Origin of the sequence: Paraburkholderia sp. (genome assembly GCF_050742655.1) — a bacterium.
GTDB lineage: Bacteria > Pseudomonadota > Gammaproteobacteria > Burkholderiales > Burkholderiaceae > Paraburkholderia.
Genome location: NZ_JBOIGG010000001.1, coordinates 400,058 through 413,652 on the forward strand (window position 1 = coordinate 400,058; position 13,595 = coordinate 413,652).

The 13,595-nt window shown below is 65.9% G+C and carries 13 protein-coding genes; all 13 read left to right on the forward strand.

Going from position 1 to position 13,595, the window contains the following annotated elements; genetic code table 11:
• Window positions 1-171: 171 nt before the first annotated feature.
• The 13 genes from motA to ACREXZ_RS01800 all read left to right on the forward strand — a co-directional run bounded on the left by motA (window position 172) and on the right by ACREXZ_RS01800 (window position 13,530).
• A complete protein-coding gene (gene motA, locus ACREXZ_RS01740; RefSeq protein WP_431762280.1) occupies window positions 172-1,032 on the forward strand; it encodes a flagellar motor stator protein MotA in 861 nt (286 codons plus the stop codon).
• A 21-nt stretch (window positions 1,033-1,053) separates the two neighbouring features.
• Window positions 1,054-2,028: a flagellar motor protein MotB gene (gene motB / locus ACREXZ_RS01745; protein ID WP_431762281.1), complete on the forward strand. Its 975-nt coding sequence runs from the start codon at window positions 1,054-1,056 to the stop codon at window positions 2,026-2,028.
• A gap of 42 nt (window positions 2,029-2,070) precedes the next feature.
• On the forward strand, window positions 2,071-2,448 hold the full coding sequence (locus ACREXZ_RS01750; RefSeq protein WP_431762282.1) for a response regulator: 378 nt from the start codon (window positions 2,071-2,073) through the stop codon (window positions 2,446-2,448).
• Between the two features lie 64 nt (window positions 2,449-2,512).
• On the forward strand, window positions 2,513-4,867 hold the full coding sequence (gene cheA, locus ACREXZ_RS01755; RefSeq protein ID WP_431762283.1) for a chemotaxis protein CheA: 2,355 nt from the start codon (window positions 2,513-2,515) through the stop codon (window positions 4,865-4,867).
• Between the two features lie 51 nt (window positions 4,868-4,918).
• Window positions 4,919-5,440: a chemotaxis protein CheW gene (gene cheW, locus ACREXZ_RS01760; protein WP_431762284.1), complete on the forward strand. Its 522-nt coding sequence runs from the start codon at window positions 4,919-4,921 to the stop codon at window positions 5,438-5,440.
• Window positions 5,441-5,566: 126 nt separating this feature from the next.
• The gene (locus tag ACREXZ_RS01765; protein WP_431762285.1) at window positions 5,567-7,420 is read left to right on the forward strand and encodes a methyl-accepting chemotaxis protein; all 1,854 of its coding nucleotides are present in this window, start codon (window positions 5,567-5,569) and stop codon (window positions 7,418-7,420) included.
• A gap of 128 nt (window positions 7,421-7,548) precedes the next feature.
• Window positions 7,549-8,496 (forward strand): CheR family methyltransferase, encoded by a 948-nt coding sequence (locus tag ACREXZ_RS01770; protein WP_431762286.1) that lies wholly within the window; start codon window positions 7,549-7,551, stop codon window positions 8,494-8,496.
• Entirely contained in the window at window positions 8,493-9,263 is a 771-nt protein-coding gene (gene cheD, locus ACREXZ_RS01775; protein ID WP_431762287.1) for a chemoreceptor glutamine deamidase CheD, read from the forward strand. The genes ACREXZ_RS01770 and cheD overlap by 4 nt, the downstream gene beginning before the upstream one ends.
• 5 nt (window positions 9,264-9,268) lie before the next feature.
• Complete coding sequence (locus ACREXZ_RS01780; RefSeq protein WP_431762472.1) at window positions 9,269-10,351, forward strand: protein-glutamate methylesterase/protein-glutamine glutaminase; 1,083 nt, start codon at window positions 9,269-9,271, stop codon at window positions 10,349-10,351.
• A gap of 61 nt (window positions 10,352-10,412) precedes the next feature.
• Window positions 10,413-10,808 (forward strand): chemotaxis response regulator CheY, encoded by a 396-nt coding sequence (cheY, locus tag ACREXZ_RS01785; protein WP_431762288.1) that lies wholly within the window; start codon window positions 10,413-10,415, stop codon window positions 10,806-10,808.
• A gap of 1 nt (window position 10,809) precedes the next feature.
• The gene (cheZ, locus tag ACREXZ_RS01790; protein ID WP_431762289.1) at window positions 10,810-11,538 is read left to right on the forward strand and encodes a protein phosphatase CheZ; all 729 of its coding nucleotides are present in this window, start codon (window positions 10,810-10,812) and stop codon (window positions 11,536-11,538) included.
• A 166-nt stretch (window positions 11,539-11,704) separates the two neighbouring features.
• Entirely contained in the window at window positions 11,705-12,244 is a 540-nt protein-coding gene (locus ACREXZ_RS01795) for a DUF2844 domain-containing protein (RefSeq protein ID WP_431762290.1), read from the forward strand.
• 53 nt (window positions 12,245-12,297) lie between these two features.
• Entirely contained in the window at window positions 12,298-13,530 is a 1,233-nt protein-coding gene (locus tag ACREXZ_RS01800) for a DUF3443 domain-containing protein (protein WP_431762291.1), read from the forward strand.
• Window positions 13,531-13,595 lie beyond the last annotated feature (65 nt).

Sequence of the window (13,595 nt, forward strand, 5' to 3'; positions counted from 1 at the left end):
GGCAACCTCGGAAGCAGCCCCAGGACGCAGGCCCGGCGCGGCTCCGGCACCGTTCCACGGCCATGGTTTACACCGTGGCGCGCGGCCGTTTTTCCACCAAAGTTTTCCGCTCCGATGCCGTAAACCCAATTAACGACGGTCTTTCGTCGATTTTTTTGTGAGGGCTCGGCAGTGTTGATTTTCGTGGGGACACTCGTAACGCTGTTGTCCGTCTTCGGCGGCTATGCGCTGGCGGGCGGCCATCTCGGCGCGCTGCTGCAGCCGGTCGAAGTGCTGATGATCGCGGGCGCGGGTCTCGGAGCGTTCATTCTCGGCAACGGGATGAAGACGATCCGTGCCACGGTCCGGGTCATCCCGACGCTCTTCAAGGGATCGAAGTACAACAAGGACGTCTACATGGAGCTGATGGCGCTCCTCTACGTCCTGCTCGCGAAAGCACGTAAGGAAGGCACGCTGACGCTCGAGGCCGATATCGACGATCCGGGCAAAAGCCCGATCTTCACGCAGTACCCGAAGATTCTGGCGGACCGCCACATCGTCGAGTTCCTGACCGACTACCTGCGGCTGATGGTCGGCGGCAACATGAACGCGTTCGAGATCGAAAGCCTGATGGACGAGGAAATCGAAACCCATCACGCGGAAGGCGAAGCACCGGCGCATGCACTCGCGAAGGTCGGCGACGCGATGCCGGCGTTCGGGATCGTCGCGGCAGTGATGGGCGTGGTCCACACGATGGCGTCGGCCGACAAGCCGCCCGCGGTGCTCGGCGAAATGATCGCGCAGGCGCTGGTCGGTACGTTCCTCGGCATCCTGCTGTCGTACGGGCTGATCGGGCCGCTCGCGAGCCTCGCGGAACAGCGCGTGACCGAGTCGACGAAGATGTTCCAGTGCATCAAGGTGACGATTCTCGCGAGCCTGAACGGCTATGCGCCGGCGATCGCGGTCGAGTTCGGCCGCAAGGTGCTCTTCTCGACCGAACGTCCGTCGTTCACCGAGCTGGAAGAGCACGTGCGCCGCGTGAAGGCGAAGTAACGCGTGCCCGGAGCCCCGTCGATGAGCAAGGACAAAGATCGCGCGATCGTCGTCAAGCGCTCCGCACCGCCGAAGAAAGGGCATCACGGCGGCGCGTGGAAGCTCGCCTACGCGGACTTCATGACCGCGATGATGGCGTTCTTCCTGCTGATGTGGCTGCTGAGTTCGGCGAACTCGGCGCAGTTGAAGGGCATCGCCGACTACTTCAACACGCCGCTCAAGGTGTCGCTGTGGGGCGGTGACCGCAGTGCCGAGGAATCGAGCGTGATCCGCGGCGGCGGGCGCGACATCTCGATCGACCAGCTGGCCGTCACCCGGTCGAGCGACGGCAAGGCGAAGCGCGCGGACAAGAGCGCGACCCGCGCCGACGACGACGCGGTCAACCAGCTCCAGGGCGAACTTGAGCGCCGCGAGCAGGTGCGGCTGCACGATCTGCAGGTGAAGCTGATGGCTGCGATCGAGGCGAATCCGGTGCTGCGCCAGTTCAAGCAGCAGATCCGTATCGACTCGACGCTCACGGGCCTGCGGATCGAGATCGTCGATTCGCAGAAGCGGCCGATGTTCGCGACCGCGCGCGACGTGGTCGAGCCGTACATGCGCGACATCCTGCGCGAGATCGGCAACACGCTGAACGACGTGCCGAACCGGATCGTCGTGCAGGGCCATACCGACGCGGTGCCTTACGCGGGCGGCGAGAAGGGGTACAGCAACTGGGAGTTGTCGGCGGATCGCGCGAACGCGTCGCGTCGCGAGCTGATCGCCGGCGGTATGGACGAAGCAAAGGTGCTGCGCGTGCTCGGCCTCGCGTCGACGCAGAACCTGAACAAGGCCGATCCGCTGGATCCGGAGAACCGCCGGATCAGCATCATCGTGCTGAACAAGAAGTCGGAAGAGGCGATGACGCACGACGACACGACGACGACCACGCTGTCCGACGACGCGGCGGGCTCGGCGCGGCCGATGTTGCAGAAGCTCGACCCGTCGGCGAAACCGTAATACGCACTACACACGCAATACGCAAGGCAACGAGGCTCTTTCATGATCAGGCACATTCTGGCGATCGACGATTCGGCTGCGATGCGGGAGATCCTCTCCGCGACGCTGACGACGGCCGGCTATGAGGTGACGCTTGCGGCCGACGGCGACGAAGGGCTCGAGAACGCGCTGGCGATCCCGTTCGACCTCGTGCTGACCGACCAGCACATGCCCGGCAAGACGGGCCTCGACCTGATCGCCGCGTTGCGTGGCAACCCGGCTTACCGCGCGACGCCGATCCTCGTGCTGACGACCGAATCCGGCGAGCCTTTCAAGGCGGCGGCGCGAGCGGCCGGCGCAACGGGATGGATCGAAAAACCGCTCGACCCCGACATGCTGACCGAGCTGGTGGCGGCACTGGCCGGGGAAGGGCCGGCCTGAGCGCCGACGCCAGACCGGCGACCGGACGCGCAGCCCAGACAGAATCACTCGTGGTGACCCAGGCATGACACTCGATATCACTCAGTTCTATCAGACGTTCTTCGACGAAGCGGACGAACTGCTCGCACAGATGGAGCAGTTGCTGCTCAATCTGGACATCGGCCATCCGGACCCCGAGGACCTCGCGGCGATCTTTCGCGCCGCGCATTCGATCAAGGGCGGCGCGGCGACGTTCGGCTTTACCGCGCTCACCGAAACGACGCACATCCTCGAATCGCTGCTGGACCGCGCGCGCAACAACGAACTCGTGCTGCGCAAGGACATGATCGACACGTTCCTCGAAACGAAGGACGTGCTGTCCGGCCAGCTCGCCGACTATCGCGCGAGTGCCGAGCCCGACACGGCGGTCGCCAAGGCGATCTGCGCGAAGCTCGAGCGGTTGAATACGGAGAACCGTTTAGGTGCCGGGCCGGCGCAGGCCGCCGCGGCCACAACCGAAATCTTCGAACACGCGTCCGCCGCACCGGCGCATGTCGTCGAGCAGGCGTTCGAAGCCGCCGGAGAGTGGGCCGGCGAGAGGGTCGACAACGCGATTCACGGCGACGCGTTCGACGTCGCCGACGCAGCAAAGGATGGTGCGGACAGCACACCGGCACAGACCGGTACCGCCACATCGAACGGCGCGGGCGAAGCCCCCGCCGGAGCACATCTGAAAATTACGCTACGGGGCGTGGGGGAGAAGGACCAGGTATTGCTGATCGATGAGCTCGGCAACCTGGGCAGTATCGTCGGACAGGTGAAGACAGGCAGCGATCTGACGCTGTGGGTCGACACCGACGTCCCCTCCGACGACATCGTCGCCGTGTGCTGTTTCGTGATCGACGAAAGTCAGATCGAGATCGGCCGCGGCGATGCGCCGGTGGATGGCGCGCAGCAGGGCGAACCTGGAACGCCCGACGCCGCGCCGTCATCCCCGGCTGCGGCGCCGGCTGCGTTCATGCAGCCGGCGGACCCGGTGTCCGCACCGGCCGCGCCCGCTGCATCGACTGCGCCTGCTGCGGCTCCGCAGACGCAGGACGCCGCCGCGGCAGTGCAGGCCATCCTGGCCGCCGCGACGGAAGCCGCCGCGCAGTCGCAGGCTGGCGCATCGGCGCCGGCACAGACCAACGATGCCGAACGCAAAGCGCGTCCGGCCGCCGCAGGCGGCGCGGAAGGCAGCTCGATCCGCGTCGGCGTGGAGAAGGTCGACCAGTTGATCAACCTCGTCGGCGAACTGGTGATCACGCAGGCGATGCTCGCCGAGACCACGAGCACGTTCGACCCCGCGTTACACGATCGCCTGTTCAACGGCATGGCGCAGCTCGAGCGCAATGCGCGCGATCTGCAGGAAGCGGTGATGTCGATCCGCATGATGCCGATGGACTATGTGTTCAGCCGCTTCCCGCGCCTCGTGCGCGACCTCGCGGCGAAACTCGGCAAGGAAGTCGAACTCGTCACCTTCGGTCAGGCGACCGAACTCGACAAGAGCCTGATCGAACGCATCATCGATCCGCTCACGCACCTCGTGCGCAATAGCCTCGACCACGGTATCGAAACCGTCGAGGCCCGTCGCGCCGTGGGCAAGGATGCGACCGGCCAGCTGGTGCTGTCGGCCGCGCATCACGGCGGCAACATCGTGATCGAAGTCAGCGACGACGGTGCGGGTCTGCGCCGCGACAAGATTCTCGCGAAGGCTGCGAAGCAGGGCATGTCGGTCAGCGACACGATGACCGACGATGAAGTCTGGAACCTGATCTTCATGCCGGGCTTCTCGACGGCCGAGCAGGTGACCGACGTGTCCGGCCGCGGCGTCGGGATGGACGTCGTGAAGCGCAACATCCAGGCGATGAACGGCCACGTCGAGATCACGTCGTATGCGGGCCGCGGCACGACGACGCGCATCATTCTGCCGCTGACGCTGGCGATTCTCGACGGCATGTCGGTGAAGGTTGGCAACGAGATCTTCATCCTGCCGCTGAACTTCGTGATGGAGTCGCTGCAGCCGCGTGCCGAAGACATTTATACCGTCGCGAACGGCGAGCGCGTGGTGCGCGTGCGCGGCGAATATCTGCCGCTGGTCGCGCTGCATGCGGTGTTCGCGGTCGACAATGCGCGCACCGATCCGACCCAGGGCATCGTCACGATCATGCAGACCGAAGGGCGCCGCTTCGCGATGGTGATCGACGAACTGGTCGGGCAGCAGCAGGTCGTCGTGAAGAATCTGGAAACGAACTACCGCAAGGTGCACGGCATTTCGGCCGCAACGATTCTCGGCGACGGCAGCGTCGCGCTGATCGTCGACGTCGCGGCGCTGAACCGCGAAACGCGGACCGCGCACAGTGTGCACAACGCGAACAACGGCCTGGCGACGCTCGCATGAACGCGGCGTCGCGGACCTCGATCAACTTTTCCCAACCGTTTGGGGGCTAACGTGGCAGAAGTCCAATCCATTCATATGAGCGGCACGGCAAGTCGCCGGGGCGTGCAGCAGGCCGACGCGGCCGGTCAGGAATTTCTCGTCTTCACGCTCGGCGCCGAAGAGTACGGCATCGACATCCTGAAAGTGCAGGAGATTCGCGGCTACGACAACGTGACGCGGATCGCGAACGCGCCCGAGTTCATCAAAGGCGTGATCAACCTGCGCGGCATCATCGTGCCGATCGTCGACATGCGGATCAAGTTTCATCTGGGCCGCGTCGAGTACGACCATCAGACCGTCGTGATCATCCTGAACGTCGCGCATCGCGTGCTCGGCATGGTGGTCGACGGCGTGTCCGACGTGCTGACGCTGACGGCCGAGCAGATCATGCCGGCGCCCGAATTCGGCGCGACGATGACGACTGAATATCTGACGGGTCTCGGTACCGTCGATGGCCGGATGCTGATTCTGATGGACATCGAAAAACTGATGACGAGCCGCGAGATGGCGTTGACGGACGCGCTCGTCGAGTAGCTTGACGCGCCGCAAGCTGCGGGGACTGGAGTAAGCGCTAAAGCGCTAACTCCAGTCGACCGCAACACTTACATGGGGTGGCAGTAAGCGCTAAAGCGCTAACTGCCACCGACAGGAGAAACGAAAATGCTGGGCAAATGGTCGATCCGCACGACGCTCACCGCGGTCGGCGTCATTTTCGTCGCGCTGACCGTCGCGGTCGGCGCGCTCGGGCTCTTTGCGTTGAACAACGCGAGCCGGTCGCTCGATGAAATCGCCGGCGGCGATCTCGCCGCGATGCGTTCGCTGAACGACGCGTCGTCGTTCCTGCTGCGCTCGCGCGTCGCGCTCGATCGCGTCAACACGCTAACTGCCGCAGGCGAGATCGAACAGGCGAAGTCCGCCCTCGACCGCGCGCAGGAACTGCTCGGCAAGTCGAACGAAAACTGGCAGACGTTCCTTGCGACACCGCGTCGCGGCACCGATCAGGCGCTTGTCGACGCGGTGGTCACGCGCCGTGCGACGCTGCTGCACGATGGCGTCGAGCCCGAGTTCGCCGCGCTGCGCAACAGCGACCTGAGCAGCTATCACGCGATCGCCGATACGAAGATCAGTCCGATGTTCGTCGCCTACGACAACGCCGCGACGCCGGTCGTGAAAGCGCTGCAGGACCACGCGCAGCGTCGGCGCACCGACGCGAACGCGCAGGTGTCGCTGATGACGACGCTGATCGCAGTGGCCATCGGCATCGCGTTCGTGCTGGTGGTCGCGATCCGCTTCGCGCTGCGCGGCCTGATCGTGCAGCCGCTGAACGATGCGATCGACTGCTTCGAAAAGATCGCCGCGGGCGATCTGTCGCAGCGCGTCGAGGTGTACAGCAGCAACGAGATCGGCCGGCTGTTCGGCGGCATCAAGCGGATGCAGGAAAGCCTGTCGAAGATGGTGAAGGCCGTCCACGTGAGCACCGAATCGATCGACACCGGCGCGCGCGAAATCGCGATGGGCAACACGGATCTGTCGCAGCGTACCGAACAGCAGGCCGCGTCGCTGCAGGAAACCGCCTCGAGCATGGAACAACTGACCGGCACCGTGCGGCAGAACGCGGAGAACGCGCGGCAGGCGAGCCAGCTCGCGGTCAACGCGTCGGACATCGCGACGCGCGGCGGCGAAGTCGTGAGCCAGGTCGTCAACACGATGCAGGACATCGCGACGAGTTCGGGCAAGGTCGTCGACATCATCGGTGTGATCGAAGGCATCGCGTTCCAGACCAACATCCTCGCGCTGAATGCGGCCGTCGAGGCGGCGCGCGCGGGCGAGCAGGGCCGCGGCTTCGCGGTTGTCGCCGGGGAAGTGCGCAGCCTCGCGCAGCGCAGCGCGAGCGCGGCGAAAGAGATCAAGGAACTGATCGGCGATTCGACTGGCAAGGTGCAGAGCGGCTCCGCGCTGGTGGGTCGCGCGGGCGCGACGATGAACGAGATCGTCCAGGCGGTGCGCCGTGTTACCGACATCATGGGCGAGATCAGCGCCGCGTCCGAAGAGCAGTCGACCGGCATCGAGCAGGTCAACCGCGCCGTGACGCAGATGGACGAAGTGACGCAGCAGAACGCGGCGCTCGTCGAACAGGCGGCCGCGGCCGCGGCGTCGCTCGAAGAGCAGACGCGTCAACTGCAGGTGGTCGTGAGCGGCTGGCATGTCGAGGGCGACGAGCGCCCGGCACGCGCGATTGCGCCGGCAACGAAGGTGGCACCGGCGGTGAAAGCGGCGGCGCGGCCGCACGCAGCGAGTCCCGCGGCGCACGCGACGGCCCCGAAGACATCGAGCAGCACACAGGCACCGAGCCACACACCTGCACCCGCTCCCGCCGCTGCGAAACACGATGCACCACGCCGCGCCGAACCCGCCTTCGCGGCGCCAAAACCCGCCGCGAACGAACCGCTGAAGCGCCCCGCGCCCGCCGGCTCGAAAGCGAGTGCGGACGCGGCGGACTGGGAAACGTTCTAGGACAGGATGAAGCCCATGCGGACCCACGCCATCTCGCCCGTCGACGGGCGGTTCATCGCAGCGCGCGCAAGCGGCGCGCGCGAGGGCGTCCGCACGCGTTGCACACACATGCTGCGGCAGGACGCATCATGACGCCGACCGCAGCGCGGCCACGCGCCGACGCGAGCGAACCCTCGCGCACCGCCGATCCGGGGCGCGATTTCGAATTCACGTCCGCCGATTTCGAACGTATCCGCGGACTGATCCATCAGCGCGCGGGCATCTCGCTGTCCGATCACAAGCGCGACATGGCGTACAGCCGTCTCGCGCGACGTCTGCGCGCACGCGGAATCGACAGCTTCCGGCAGTACCTCGACCTGCTCGAGTCCGAAGCCGATCCCGCCGAATGGGAGGCGTTCACCAACGCGCTGACGACGAACCTCACCGCGTTCTTCCGCGAAGCACACCACTTTCCGATCCTCGCCGAACTGGCGGCGCGGCGTCCGGCACCGGTGTCGGTGTGGTGCTCGGCGGCATCGACCGGCGAGGAGCCGTACTCGATCGCGATGACGCTGATCGAAGCGCTCGGCGAACAGGGGGCGCGCCAGGCGACCGTCTTCGCCACCGACGTCGACACCCAGGTGCTCGCGAAAGCCGATGCGGCCGTGTACCAGTTCGAGCAGGTCAAGCATCTGTCGCAGGAGCGCCTGAAGCGCTTCTTCCTGAAGGGCACTGGTCCGCAGGCGGGGATGGTCAAGGTGCGTCCGGAAGTACGCGCGATGGTCCGCTTCGAGCGCCTGAACCTGACCGACCACGACTACGGGTTGCGCACACCGTTCGATGCGATCTTCTGCCGCAACGTGATGATCTATTTCGACAAGCCGACCCAGGCGCAGGTGCTCGCGCGCTTCGACCCGCTGATGAAGCCGGGCGGCCTGCTGTTCGCCGGCCATTCGGAGAACTTCACCTACGTGAGCCAGGCGTTCCGGCTGCGCGGCCAGACCGTCTACGAACTGACACGCGACGGCACGGCGCGTCCGTCCGCACACGGTCGCACTCACGCGGCCGGCGCACCGCATAGCGGGGTGAGCGCATGAGCAGCTCATTGCCGATTGCGTCGAATCACTATTTCGACAACCACTTCAAACGCGCCGGCGTGAAGCTGCTGCCGAACGAGTTCTACATGACGAACGAGGACATGGTGCTCGTCACGGTGCTCGGCTCGTGCGTCGCGGCGTGCATCCAGGACCGCACGGCGGGCATCGGCGGGATGAATCACTTCATGCTGCCCGACGACGGCGTCGACGCCGGCCAGGCCGCATCGGATGCGATGCGCTACGGCGCGTACGCGATGGAAGTGCTGATCAACGAGATGATCAAGGCCGGCGGCCGGCGCGAACGCTTCGAGGCGAAGGTGTTCGGCGGCGCGGCGGTGCTCGCGGGCATGACGACGATGAACATCGGCGACCGCAACTCGGTCTTCGTGCGCCGCTATCTCGCGCTGGAAAAGATTCCGATCCTCGCCGAAGACTTGCAGGGCACGCATCCGCGCAAGGTCGCGTACATGCCGCGCACCGGCCAGGTGATGGTGAAAAAGCTGCGGCTGCAACAGGAGGCGGGCGTCGCCGCGCGCGAACAGGCACTCGCGCAGCAGACCGCGGAGGCACGCGCGGAACGTCTTGCGCGGGCACGCGAACGCGTGGAACTGTTCGCGTCGGCCGGTTCTTCTACCGCGCCGCTGGCCAGGCCGCGTGTCGAACTGTTCGGCCGTCCCGCAGCCGGCGCGAAGCCGCGCATCGAGCTGTTCGGCACGGCACCGAAGCCCGATCAATCGAACAACGCCAGAACTGCCGAGGAGGCGTGACAGCTGTGGAAAAGATCAAGGTATTGTGCGTCGACGACTCGGCGCTGATTCGCAGTCTGATGACGGAGATCATCAACAGCCAGCCCGACATGACGGTGGTCGCGACCGCGCCCGATCCGCTCGTCGCGCGTGAACTCATCAAGCAGCACAACCCGGACGTGCTGACGCTCGACGTCGAAATGCCGCGCATGGACGGCCTCGATTTTCTCGAGAAGCTGATGCGTCTGCGGCCGATGCCGGTTGTGATGGTGTCGTCGCTGACCGAACGCGGTTCGGAGATCACGCTGCGCGCGCTCGAACTCGGCGCGGTGGATTTCGTCACGAAGCCGCGCGTCGGCATCCGCGACGGCATGCTCGACTACGCCGAAAAGCTCGCCGACAAAGTGCGCGCAGCGGCCCGCGCCCGCGTGCGCCAGACCGCGCCCGCCGCATCGACGACGGCCGCGCATGCGCAGGCCACGCTCGCGCCAATGCTCAACAATCCTCTCGTCAGTACCGAGAAGCTGATCATCGTCGGCGCGTCGACGGGCGGCACGGAAGCGATCCGCGAAGTGCTCGTGCCACTGCCGCCCGATGCACCCGCGGTGCTGATCGCGCAGCATATGCCGCCCGGCTTCACGAAATCTTTTGCGCAACGGCTCAATGGTTTGTGCCGGATTACCGTTAAAGAGGCAGAGCACGGCGAGCGCGTGCTGCCAGGCCATGCGTACATCGCGCCGGGTCACGCGCATCTGCTGCTCGCGCGCAGCGGCGCGAACTACATCGCGCATCTGTCGGACGAACCGCCGGTGAACCGGCACCGGCCGTCGGTCGACGTACTGTTCCGCTCGGCCGCGCAGCACGCGGGCAAGAATGCGGTCGGCGTGATCCTGACCGGCATGGGCCGCGACGGCGCGGCCGGCCTGCTCGACATGAAAAACGCGGGCGCGCATACGCTCGCGCAGGACGAGGCAAGCTGCATCGTCTTCGGCATGCCGCGCGAGGCGATCGCGCTGGGTGCCGCCGACGAGATCGCGCCGCTCGCGGAGATGAGTCGCCGCGTAATGGCGAGCCTCGCCGCGCTGGGCGAGCGGGTGCAACGGGTATGATGCGGGCCGTCTAGCGGACGGCGCCGCGCCGCAGGAACTGGATTTGCGAAAGGAAATGGCTATGGATAAGGGAATGAAGATTCTGGTCGTGGACGACTTTCCGACAATGCGCCGGATCGTCCGTAACCTGCTCAAGGAGCTGGGCTACTCGAACGTCGACGAGGCTGAAGATGGCCAGGCGGGGCTCTCGCGGCTTCGGAGCGGTACGTTCGACTTCGTGATCTCGGACTGGAACATGCCGAACCTCGACGGCCTCGAGATGCTGAAGGCGATCCGCGGCGACGCGGCGCTCGCGCATCTGCCGGTGCTGATGGTGACCGCCGAATCGAAGAAGGAAAACATCATCGCGGCCGCGCAGGCCGGCGCAAGCGGCTACGTGGTGAAGCCGTTCACCGCCGCGACGCTCGATGAGAAGCTCAACAAGATTCTCGAGAAGATGGCCAAAGCCGGGAGCTGATGTGGACCAGCCGATCAACGCGCCAGGCGTCGACCTGAAAGAAGAAAATGGCGGCGACTTCGCGAGCGACCGCATTCTGGCCCGCATCGGGCAACTCACGCGCACGTTGCGCGACTCGATGCGCGAGCTCGGGCTCGACAAGCATGTCGAGCGCGCGGCGGAAGCCGTGCCCGATGCACGGGACCGCCTCAAGTATGTCGCCACGATGACCGAACAGGCCGCCGAGCGCGTGCTGACCGCGATCGAGGTGGCGAAGCCGATTCAGGAGCGTCTGCAGAAGGAGGCCGGTGAACTCGATGGGCGCTGGGCCGAGTGGTACACAGCGCCGATCGAGCGCACCGAAGTGCGCGCGTTGATGAGCGACACGCGAGGCTTTCTGCGCGCGCTACCCGAGTCGACCTCGGCGACCAATGCGCAGTTGCTCGAGATCATGCTCGCACAAGACTTTCAGGATCTTACCGGGCAGGTGATCAAGAAGATCATGGACGTGGTCTATCTGATCGAGCAGCAACTGCTCGGCGTGCTGGTCGAGAACATCGCGCCCGAGCGGCGCGAGCAGTTCGCGGCGACCGCTGCCGCGCTCGTCGCGGCGGACCACCCGGCAGCGGCGACGGGTTCGGGCCCCACCGAGACGCTGCTGAACGGGCCGCAGATCAACCCTGAAGGCAAGCCCGACGTGATGCAGGACCAGGCACAAGTGGACGATCTGCTCGCGAGTCTGGGCTTCTGATTTTCCAACCCACAGTGTCACCGGCGCGTTGCAGAGTTGGGCGATACTGGCAGGCACAGGCATACTACGATATCTCGCACCGGGACTGAGAGCACCGGTGCGGCTTTCATGTCGCGTTAGCGCGGAAGGCCTGCGCGCGCGACGGACGATCAGGAGGAGCCTGGCCATGCCGAGTCGTGTCTGCCGATCCGTCTTCATGACGGCGTTCGGATTCTGCGTTGCGCTGTCCGCTGTCCCTGCCGCCTTCGCGGCGCTGGGCGGTAACCCGATGACCACACCGCAGGGCGCGACGACCCAGGTCGTGCAGCCGTCCGCGGCTTCCACTACTTCTTCCAGTTCCACGAGCCAGAGCCAGGCCGTCATGCGGTCGGCATCGTCCGCTGCGGCCACGTCGTACACCGTTCGCGAGACCACGCTTGCCAGCGGCACGGTGGTGCGCGAATACCTGTCGCTGGCCGGCACGGTGTTCGCTATTGCATGGACCGGCCCGCAGATGCCTGACCTGGGCAGTCTGCTTGGCAGCTACTTTCCGCAATACGTCGACGGCCTGAACGCGGTGCGCGCGACGCGCGGCGGCCATGGACCCGCGGCAGTCGAAAGCAGCACGCTGATCGTGCACTCCGGCGGCCACATGGGCGCGTTCTCCGGCCAGGCCTGGCTGCCGCAGGCGCTGCCTGCCGGCGTCAGCGGCTCCGACATCCAGTAACCGACGGGAGGCAGACAGTGCAACGATTTCAGTCGACACACCTTCGCGTTCCGTTGTTTGGTTCGTTCCATGTTTCATTCTCCCGCTGGTTCCAGGCGGCCGGCTTCGGGCTCGTCGCGGTATGCGTCGCCGGCTGCGGCGGTGGGGGCGGCGATAGCGGCAGCAACAACGGCGGTACGCCGTTCGTGCCGAGCGGGGGCAACCAGGCCGCGGTGTCGGTCGATACCGGCGTGTCGCGCGTGATCAACATTCCGACGGTCAGCGTCACGGTGTGCGCGCCGGGCTCGAACACCAACTGCCAGACCATCGACCACGTCCAGCTCGATACCGGTTCGTACGGACTGCGCGTCGTCGGTTCGGTGCTGAACAGCTCGTTGTCCGGCGCACTGCCGGTCACGACGATCGGCAGCGCGCAGGTCGGCGAGTGCGCGAACTTCGCCGATGGCTACACGTGGGGCACGGTCCGCACCGCGAACGTGACGATTGCCGGCGAGACCGCGTCGAGCATCCCGATCCAGATCATCGGCGACCTCGCGTCGTCGACGGTGCCGTCGGCGTGCGTGTCCGGCGCGTCGGAGAATACCGCCAGCGATCTCGGCGCAAACGGCATTCTCGGCATCGGCGTCAGGCCGAACGACTGCGGCTCGACCTGCGCAACCTCGGCCCTCAGCAGCAACTACTACACCTGCCCGAACGGCACGAGTTGCGCGCGCACCGCGCTGCCGGTCACGCAGCAGGTCGCGAATCCGGTCCAGCAGTTTCCGGTCGACAACAACGGCGTGATCGTCGCGATGCAAAGCATCTCCAGTTCCGGTGCGGCGACGGGCTCGGGCACGGTGACGTTCGGCATCGGCACGCAGTCGAACAACGCGCTTGCCGCGAGCAACCAGTTCACGACGGATGCTTCGGGTGACCTTCCCGGCAGCACGTTGAATGGTGTGACGGTGAATGCGTTCCTCGATTCGGGGTCGAACGCGCTGTTCTTCTCCGACTCGACGATGACGCTGTGCGGCAGCAACTTCCAGGGCTTCTACTGCCCGTCGTCGCCGACGACGCGCAACGCGTCGCTCGTCGGCGCCAACGGCGTGTCCGGCACCGTCACACTGAACATCACCAGCGCGTCGACGCTGTTCGCCAACGGCAACAACTTCGCGTTCAACGACCTGGCTGGACAGCTTGGCACAGGGACGCTCGACATCGGTCTGCCGTTCTTCTACGGCCGCTCGATCTACTACGGGATGGATCGCCGCGCGAGCGGCGGCGCCGCGCCGTACGTCGCGTTCTGATCGGGGGCGAGCGGCCGGGTGACCGGTCGCCCGCTTGCGTTGTCGTCGTGCCCGGGCAGCGGCCT

Excerpts from the sequence above, each read along its gene's own strand:
- motB (WP_431762281.1), top strand. The coding sequence starts at position 1,054 with ATGAGCAAGGACAAAGATCGCGCGATCGTCGTCAAGCGCTCCGCACCG.
- ACREXZ_RS01750 (WP_431762282.1), top strand. The coding sequence starts at position 2,071 with ATGATCAGGCACATTCTGGCGATCGACGATTCGGCTGCGATGCGGGAG.
- cheA (WP_431762283.1), top strand. The coding sequence starts at position 2,513 with ATGACACTCGATATCACTCAGTTCTATCAGACGTTCTTCGACGAAGCG.
- ACREXZ_RS01765 (WP_431762285.1), top strand. The coding sequence starts at position 5,567 with ATGCTGGGCAAATGGTCGATCCGCACGACGCTCACCGCGGTCGGCGTC.
- ACREXZ_RS01770 (WP_431762286.1), top strand. The coding sequence starts at position 7,549 with ATGACGCCGACCGCAGCGCGGCCACGCGCCGACGCGAGCGAACCCTCG.
- cheD (WP_431762287.1), top strand. The coding sequence starts at position 8,493 with ATGAGCAGCTCATTGCCGATTGCGTCGAATCACTATTTCGACAACCAC.
- cheY (WP_431762288.1), top strand. The coding sequence starts at position 10,413 with ATGGATAAGGGAATGAAGATTCTGGTCGTGGACGACTTTCCGACAATG.
- ACREXZ_RS01795 (WP_431762290.1), top strand. The coding sequence starts at position 11,705 with ATGCCGAGTCGTGTCTGCCGATCCGTCTTCATGACGGCGTTCGGATTC.